This window comes from Hallella colorans (assembly GCF_003096815.1).
In the GTDB taxonomy this organism is placed as follows: Bacteria; Bacteroidota; Bacteroidia; order Bacteroidales; family Bacteroidaceae; genus Prevotella; species Prevotella colorans.
Map to the genome: position 1 here is coordinate 105,748 of NZ_QENY01000009.1, position 8,753 is coordinate 114,500.

An 8,753-nucleotide genomic window follows, 5' to 3' on the forward strand; every position below is an offset into this window, starting at 1 on the left:
CGATGAAAACAAAGAAAATACTACAGTTTCTATCAGACATCACTGCCAACAACAACCGAGAGTGGTATAAGGAGCATCAAGAAGAATACATGGAGGCGCGCCAATCGTTTGAGGATGGCGTGGCAAAAGCCATTGCCGCTATCAGCGTTTTAGATCACTCGGTGGCCCATCTTACGGTTAAGGACTGCACCTACCGTTTTTATCGCGACACACGTTTTTCGCCCGACAAGTCGCCTTATAAGCGACATTTTGGCGCTTATATATCGGCGCATGGCAAGAAAAATTTGCACGCTGGCTATTACCTGCACTTACAACCCAACCGTTGCCTTTTGGCCGTTGGGGCCTATTGGTTGCCCACCAACATATTGACCGCTATGCGAAATGAGATTATGGGCAATATCGACGAATGGCGCGAGCGCGTGGAAAACGAGCGTTTCGTAAAATGTTTTGGTTATGCTGGCGAGGGCGTTTGGAGTGATGACCACATCGATCCTAAAGGCTTCGGCCTTGCGCATCTTAAGACGTCGCCGCGCGATTTTCCCGCCGACTATGAGTTTATACAGTATCTACGCATGAAAGACTACTGCGCTTGGCAAGTCGTTCCAGACGATTTTTTTGAGGGAGACGCATGGCCAAAGCAGATGGTTAGGCTCTTCGAGGTGGCCAAGCCAATGATGGACTTCACCAATAGTGTCATTGACGATTATGAGTGACGCTTAGTGTGTGGCTTTCCACCAGCTGGTTTTTCGCCGCCCCTTGGTGGCAACCGAGTTCCTACTTGGATCTGAAATGGTCAGTCCTGAGTAGGATTTCACTTTTATTTTCACTGGCTCCCAATATAAAAAAGAATAAAGCGTGTCTGTGTTCGATTTGGCTCTTACCACCCTGTCCATTGTGGCGCGAAAATCACTTTGCAGATTAGGGTTGTCGCAAAGGCGTGTTACATAGTCGCCTAAATCGTAAAAAATGGGCGTTTTAAATCCATCCAACACTTGCAAGCTGTCCATTAACGCTTCGTTCAAAGTATACCGTTTGTTTATTTCGCGCATGATGGTGGCCAAAGCCTCCACCTCTCGACAGTCCACAGCGCTAAGCGCGCCGTAAGGGTAGGTGTATTTTGAATAATAATCGTGAAAGGCAGAGACCACCTCGGTGTAGGCCGGTGTGGCATTGGCCAATGATTTCCAAATGGCTTGATACGGCATGCCTTGAGCCATCACTTCCGAGGTAGAGCCTATTAAAAAGTTAGTGGCGTTGCGTAATTCGTAAGCGGTCTCAACATTAGCCATGTAACAGTCGTCAAACAAGATAAACTGCATCTTCATTCCAGCGTTCTGAATGCCTGCGGCAAGGTCTGTTATGTCTATGGCATTGGTCATGCTTGACACACTTCCGAAAAATCTTGTGGTGGGAAAGTAACCTGATTGATGACCACTTGACGGCATACGCTTGGCTTGCGGAGCCTCTACCCATACATGTTTCTTGGCTTGATAGGGGTAGCTTTTCCAGTCGCTTTTATAAGTCCAGCCACATCCGTGGCACCCAATCATCATGGCATAGTTGAGCGCGTAGGCGTTTGCTTTCACGTCATTGAGTATCTGCGCGATGCCGGCGGGCGTGGTATAATCGGTGCCCGTATATGTTTTGACGTTTTTGTGCGCTATCTGTTTGTTCTCGTATGTCACCTCATAAAGCTCTGATTTGGTGGCCGATCTGCTGATAAATACCATCAATCGGCCTGTCATTCCTTTGTTCTTGACGATGCTTCCTTCTATGCTGTTTAAGTTTTCGAGGAATATTCTGTACAGTCCAGCGTTGGTTTGACTGCCTGACCACGGCATGAATACCAACACGGTTTGCTTGTTCACCTCGTTGATGTCCATGGGGTCGTCGCTGCCGCATGCTGTAAACACTGTGCTTGTGACAACCCAAAATAGGAGAATATGGATGATTTTTCTCATTTCATGCGTTTTTAAGAGCTACGATCGACTCTTTAAGCATTGCTATTTTCTTCTCTGAGTCGCTCTGTTTCTTGCGTTCGCGCGCCACTACATCGGCAGGGGCGTGAGCCACAAACTTGTCGTTAGCCAGTTTTTTCTTGATGCCCATGAGGAAGCCTTCCAAGTGTTTCAGTTCTTTTTCCTGTTTCTCAATCTCGGCGTTCACGTCTATAAGGTTACCTACTGGCACGGCAAATTCGTATGTGCCTACCATGAAAGCGCTGCTGTCCGCGGCTTTGTCGCTCACCACTTTGATGTCGCTCACGTTTCCCATCTTGGCGATAATGCTGTTGTAAGCCTCGTAATGGTTGCGCCCCACAGCCTGCAATTCAAGCTGTTCTTTTTGCGCTATGTTCTTCTGGTTTCGCACGGTGCGTACCCCCGAAACCACTTGTTTCACATATTCCATGTCAGCGCACAGGTCGTGGTCGGTGGGGTGAAGGGTGCCAATGTCCATCGTGGCGTCCATAATGCTCTCCCCATTTTTGCGATCAAAGATATGTTGCCACAGTTCCTCGGTGATAAAGGGCATGAAAGGATGGAGCATTTTGAGCAGGTTCTCAAAGAAATCCAATGTAGCCTCGTAGGTCACCTTGTCAATGGGCTTGCCGTATTCTGGTTTCACCATTTCCAAATACCAACTCGAGAACTCGTCCCAGAACAAGCGATACACGGTCATTAGCGCCTCGGATATGCGGTAATTCTTGAATTGGTCGGCCAGCGTGGCGTTCACTTCTCGCAGCTTTGCGTCAAACCATGCCACCGCGAGGTTGCACGCCTTGGGCTGTTCCATGTCGGCGGCCTGCCATCCACGCACCAATCGAAAGGCGTTCCATATCTTGTTGTTGAAGTTTCTACCCTGTTCGCAAAGCGTTTCATCGAACAGTATATCATTGCCGGCGGGCGCCGAGAGCATCATGCCCATGCGCACGCCATCGGCTCCATATTTATCGATGAGCTTCAATGGGTCGGGCGAGTTGCCAAGGCTCTTGCTCATTTTTCGGCCGAGATTGTCTCGCACAATACCCGTGAAGTAAACGTGCTTGAATGGGAAAGTGCCTCGATACTCATAGCCTGCCATGATCATTCGGGCCACCCAGAAGAAGATTATGTCTGGGCCGGTCACCAAGTCGGAGGTAGGATAATAGTATTTTATCTCCTCGTTGTCCGGATGATTTATGCCGTCAAACACCGAGATAGGCCACAACCAAGACGAGAACCATGTGTCAAGACAGTCGCTCTCTTGTGTCAAATCATTGGCCGTCAGAGCCGGGTTTTGCTTCTTGGCTTGCTCCAAGGCCTCCTCCGCGCTTTTGGCCACCACGAACGCGTTTTTGCCCGACGCGTCCTTGAAATAGTAAGCTGGTATGCGATGCCCCCACCATAACTGCCTTGAGATGCACCAATCTTTGATGTTCTCAAGCCAATGGCGATAGGTGTTTTTGTATTTCTTGGGATAAAACTCTATCTCGTCGCTCATCACTGGCTCGAGGGCGATGTCGGCGAAATGATTCATCTTGAGAAACCACTGCGTCGAGAGTTTGGGCTCTATGGGCACCTTGGTGCGCTCCGAGAACCCCACCTTGTTGTCGTAGTCCTCTATTTTTTCCATCAGTTGGGCCGTCTGAAGGTCCTGTGAGATTTGCTTTCTCACCTCCATGCGGTCTTGTCCCACGTAGAGACCGGCCGCCTCGGAGATAGTGCCGTCATCGTTAAAGATATCGATGGTCTCCAATCCGTGCTTCAATCCCAAGGCATGGTCGTTGGTGTCGTGCGCGGGGGTCACCTTGAGGCACCCTGTTCCAAACTGAATGTCCACATAATCATCTTCGATCACTTGAATGACGCGATTCACCAAAGGCACCACCACATGCTTGCCACGTAGCCAAGTGTTCTTGATGTCGTCCGGATTGATGCACATAGCCGTGTCGCCCATGATGGTCTCGGGCCGTGTGGTGGCCACCACGGCGTAATATCCCTTGCCGTCTTGGTGTATCACGTTGCCGTCGTCGAGCCGTTTCACGCTGGCTTGGTCCTCTTGGGCGACATAATATTTCAAATAGAACAGCTTGGAATGCTCATCTTTATAGATTACTTCCTCGTCAGAGAGGGCCGTTTGCGCCTGCGGATCCCAGTTCACCATGCGCACGCCACGATATATCAACCCTTTCTTATATAAGTCTACAAATACATTGATGACACTTTCCGAGCGTGTCTCGTCCATGGTAAAAGCAGTACGGTCCCAATCGCACGAGCATCCCAACTTTCGCAGTTGCTTCAATATTATGCCACCATGCTCATGCGTCCACTCCCATGCGTGCTTCAGAAACTCATCGCGAGAGATATCGGTTTTTTTGATGCCCTGTTGCGCGAGCTTGCCCACCACCTTGGCCTCGGTGGCGATAGAGGCATGGTCTGTGCCAGGAACCCAGCAAGCGTTCTTGCCCTCCATGCGCGCCCTGCGCACCAAAATGTCTTGTATCGTATTGTTCAGCATGTGTCCCATGTGAAGCACGCCTGTGACGTTGGGAGGCGGAATGACGACGGTGTAAGGCTCGCGCCCATCGGGCTTGGAACTGAAAAAGTTATTCTTTAGCCAATACTCATACCATTTCGACTCTACCTCTTGAGGGTCATACTTACTTGCTATTTCCATTGATGAATGTCTTATGTATCTGATTTATTCGTATAAAAACAATGCAAAGTTACGAATTATCCACCTAAAAGCCGTAACTTTGCATTAAAAAGATACTTAAAGTGCATACACGAGAAGAAATGTTGGCAGCTTTCGGACGGCTGCTCGACGTGCAATACCGTTTGCGCAAAGAATGTCCTTGGGACAGAAAGCAAACTTTGGACAGCCTTAGACCCAACACTATCGAGGAGGTTTACGAACTTGCCGACGCGCTGTCCAAGCGCGATAGCCGGGAGATTATGAAAGAGCTCGGCGACGTGATGGAGCATGTCATGTTCTACTCGCTCATAGGCGACGAGAACCGTTCGTTTGATATAGCCGATGTCTGCGACCACGAAGCCGACAAACTAATGTTTCGCCATCCGTTTATTGATTGGCGCGAGTCAAGTGGTGATTGGGGAATAGAAAATGAGCCTTTCGGCGTTTCCAATCCTGATATGAAAATCAACGACCAAGGCCAAGTGGTCTACAAGGCTGATGAAACCTCGACAGGCGACACTCCAGAGACAGCCGGGCAGGTGGAGCGAACGTGGGAGCAAGTCAAGCAGCGAGAGCGGGATGGCAACGCGAGCGTGCTGAGCGGCGTGCCCCAAGCCTTACCATCGATGATCAAAGCGTACCGCATTCAGGACAAGGCTCGCAATGTGGGCTTTGACTGGGAAAAACGCGAGGACGTGTGGGATAAGGTGCGCGAGGAGCTTCGAGAGTTGGAAACGGAACTGAACAAAGAGGACGTGGAGCGATCGGAGAGCGAGCTTGGCGACTTCATTTTCAGCGTTGTCAACGCGGCGCGGCTATACCATCTTAACCCTGACAATGCCTTGGAGCGTACCAATCGCAAATTTGTCAGCCGTTTCAACTATGTGGAGCGCAAGGTGAAAGCCTCGGGGCGACAGATGGGAGAGGTTACATTGGCAGAGATGGACACTCTCTGGAATGAGGCCAAACTACATGAAAATAATAATGACGAGATATGAAAACATATTATTTTAAGGCAAAATTTAGTTTTGCCGTAATTTTGTTTGGGGCGTTATTCGTATTAGGGAGCTGCCAATTTGGCTCCAAAAAAAACGCTCGGAAGCCTGCCGATACGCTTCAAGTGGACAACGCCGTAATAGACACCACCGTCTATGGCACATGCGGCGAGGGCACGGCCATGCACTCTTTAGAACTTATCACCGACGCTGGCGACAGCCTGCAATACATGATTCTTGAGAGCGCGGACGGCCAGCAAGACGTGCAGGGAGGCTTATTGGTGGGCGACAGGCTTGCGGTGATAGAGGGCAAGGGCCTGGATAATGAGCGGGTGGCCAAGAAAGTGGTCAATATCACCACGCTTCTTGGCAAGTGGACAAGCTTGGACAAAAACTTCGACATCCTCGAAGATGGCACCGTCAGGTCGAATGTCAAGGCCGAGACAAATCCTTGGACCAATTGGAAAATACTGAACGGACAACTATTGTTAAACAAGGATACCTTTGATATCGTGAAGCTTGGAAAAGACTCGCTCTACCTTGAAAACAAGCAGGGCATCTTCACTTTCAAGCGGCCATAACACCATTTGTGCCTTGAGCACCCGTATGGAACCTTTCAAGATACATATCCTTGGTTGTGGAAGTGCCACGCCTACGCTGAAACATAACGCCTCTTCGCAAGTGGTGGAGGTGCGTGGAAAATTTTTCATGGTGGATTGCGGCGAGGGCACGCAGGTGCAATTGCGCCGAGCGCATGTGGGTTTCACAAAGATACAAGCCATCTTCATATCCCACCTGCATGGCGACCATTGCTTTGGGTTGATAGGGCTCATTTCCACCTTTGGCATGCTTGGGCGCACGGCGCCACTCCATGTATACGCGCCGGCCGACTTGGGCCCCATGCTCGATGCCATGATAAAACTGTTTTGCAACAGCCTCGAATTTAACGTGGTGTTTCACGCGGTAGAGACGGGGCGTCACCTTGTTGTCTATCAAGACCGCAGCGTTACCGTGGAGACCATCCCGTTACAGCACCGCATACCATGCTGTGGCTATCTTTTTAGGGAGAGCCCCACGTTGCCGCACATTCGTCGCGACATGATAGACTTTTACAATATACCTGTGAGCCAAATCGCCAATATCAAAAACGGTGCCGACTGGGTCACTCCAGACGGCGAGATTATACCCCATGACCGATTGGTGTCGCCATCCGATCCGCCGCGCAGTTATGCCTATTGTAGCGACACGCGCTATATGCCACGGCTCTGGCAGGTGGTCAAGGGGGTCACGACGATATACCACGAGGCCACTTATGACAGTAGTTTGGCGGAACGTGCCAAGCTCTACTATCACTCCACGGCCGCGCAAGCGGCCATGGTGGCGCGTGACGCATGCGCCGGCAAACTTGTGCTGGGGCATTTTAGCGCGCGTTACGAAGACGAGAAGGTGCTTTTGCAAGAGGCGCAAGAGATATTTCCCAATACGGTTTTGGCCAACGAGGGACTGGTCATTGATGTTTAGAGCGTCAGGATACCCATGCGTCTTTTGTAAATTAAATTATCTAAAACTTGCGTGCTCCATGATGGCCATTCTACAGAAAAATAACTTGAAATTTAGTCTTTATTTTGCTTAGACGCCACCATGTTTACAATGTTGTTACGCCATTGGTATCTTATGACGTTGTGTATAGGCTGTAATGGTGTTGTGATTAGGCTTGGAACGCATCGTGTCAAAGCACTAATCACACAGCCATTAAGCACTAATCACTACAGCTAAGAAAAACTATTTGTTCTATATTTCTGCGTTGTCCCCACAAATTTCTGGTTCATAGAACGTTACAGAAAACTCTCAAAACGGCCGTATTTTCGTTCATCACCTTGCTCGCTTGAGAATAATCGAAATATAAGCGACCGTTTGTCAATATCTTTTCATTCTTTTTTCGCTTCGTTTGACGGTAAATTCCAACATGCCATATAGTCTCGATGAGGCTATTGCCCATTCTTTTTGAGATTTTCTATGCTTGTTTGTAATAGCACTTCCGAGTGGCATTTTATGCAAACCCCACGTATACAGGAACGCAGGGTGCACAGCTATGAGAAAGGTTTCTGTGAGGGAAATTCAGTTAGTTCCCTTTTGGAAATCCTCATAGGCAGTCAAATGCCAAATTCTTTTCCTTGAAAAAGGTACTTGGAAAATAATCTGATGCCTTTTCGCTTAAAAATCTGAAATAATGGGATGTATAGACACACTTGTTCCTTTCGTACCTGCCTATGGATCTATAAATTTCCTCATGGTGCTGCTTTACAGACATGATGTTACAATAATAACAGCCAACGGACCAGAATTTGCAGACCACAAGTGGTTGGCAAAAGTTTTAGATGCGGAAATATTTTTTGCGCATCTCTACTGCTCATGGGAAAAATGGGTTCATAGAGTATACTCATAAGCTCTATAGGCAACACATTCCTTAATAGGTTGATTTTAAGTAATTTAAAGATAATCAAATTAAATAATATCAATATAAAATAAACGCAAGACTAAGAAAAAAAGATGGGATTTAAAACACCACTTAAAGTTCTTTGCTTATATTTGCAAACGTGGTTGCATTTTTAAGTTGAATCTACCCCCTCAATATGTTGGAGCTTTTTTATCACGTGAAAGCGGTGTTGCGCGGTAAGGTTGTTACAATAACGAAGTAGTTTGGACGATTATGCTTTTGTATTGATCGCAATATAGACTGCACGTATCTGGGAGTAACGGGATAGTTTGTGGCATCATTAGTAATTTTATTCTCCTTGCGTGTTTCATTCTTGCTTTTTTCTCCTGCTTTCTTATATATTATAATAATGAGATTATCTCTTTTATAGCGTATTTTGTAATGATTTTGGAAAAAATGGCATATAATTCGATATTTTTCCATTAAAAGTTTGGAGGCTACTCTTTAATTGTTTACCTTTGCACTCGCTTTCCGAAATTATTTCGGTTGGCACGACAAAAGAAGCGTTCTTTGAGAATATTTACATAGACAGAGAAGTAGTACGAGAAGCGAGACGTGTCGGTCTTTGGGCTTAGTTGCCTTAATAT

General features: G+C 47.8%; 7 protein-coding genes. 5 read left to right on the plus strand and 2 right to left on the minus strand.

Going from position 1 to position 8,753, the window contains the following annotated elements; translation table 11 throughout:
- Positions 1-2: 2 nt before the first annotated feature.
- Complete coding sequence (locus tag C7379_RS06195) at positions 3-713, plus strand: DUF2461 domain-containing protein (RefSeq protein WP_116616493.1); 711 nt, start codon at positions 3-5, stop codon at positions 711-713.
- 3 nt (positions 714-716) lie between these two features.
- On the opposite strand, the gene C7379_RS06200 is transcribed toward C7379_RS06195, so the two are convergent.
- Entirely contained in the window at positions 717-1,961 is a 1,245-nt protein-coding gene (locus C7379_RS06200; protein WP_116616494.1) for a clostripain-related cysteine peptidase, read from the minus strand.
- Position 1,962: 1 nt separating this feature from the next.
- Positions 1,963-4,656 carry a valine--tRNA ligase gene (locus tag C7379_RS06205; RefSeq protein WP_116616495.1) on the minus strand — a complete coding sequence of 898 codons (2,694 nt, stop codon included), beginning with the start codon at positions 4,654-4,656 and terminating at the stop codon, positions 1,963-1,965.
- A gap of 119 nt (positions 4,657-4,775) precedes the next feature.
- On the opposite strand from C7379_RS06205, the gene mazG reads away from it, so the two are divergent.
- From mazG to C7379_RS12840, 4 genes are all read left to right on the plus strand, one after another.
- The gene (gene mazG, locus C7379_RS06210; protein ID WP_207773402.1) at positions 4,776-5,672 is read left to right on the plus strand and encodes a nucleoside triphosphate pyrophosphohydrolase; all 897 of its coding nucleotides are present in this window, start codon (positions 4,776-4,778) and stop codon (positions 5,670-5,672) included.
- A complete protein-coding gene (locus tag C7379_RS06215) occupies positions 5,669-6,250 on the plus strand; it encodes a lipocalin-like domain-containing protein (protein ID WP_116616497.1) in 582 nt (193 codons plus the stop codon). Before mazG ends, C7379_RS06215 begins: the two co-directional genes overlap by 4 nt.
- Positions 6,251-6,275: 25 nt before the next feature.
- Entirely contained in the window at positions 6,276-7,190 is a 915-nt protein-coding gene (locus C7379_RS06220; RefSeq protein ID WP_116616498.1) for a ribonuclease Z, read from the plus strand.
- Positions 7,191-7,899: 709 nt separating this feature from the next.
- Positions 7,900-8,115, plus strand: a complete 216-nt coding sequence (locus C7379_RS12840) for a hypothetical protein (RefSeq protein WP_133241876.1) — start codon at positions 7,900-7,902, stop codon at positions 8,113-8,115.
- Positions 8,116-8,753: the final 638 nt, after the last annotated feature.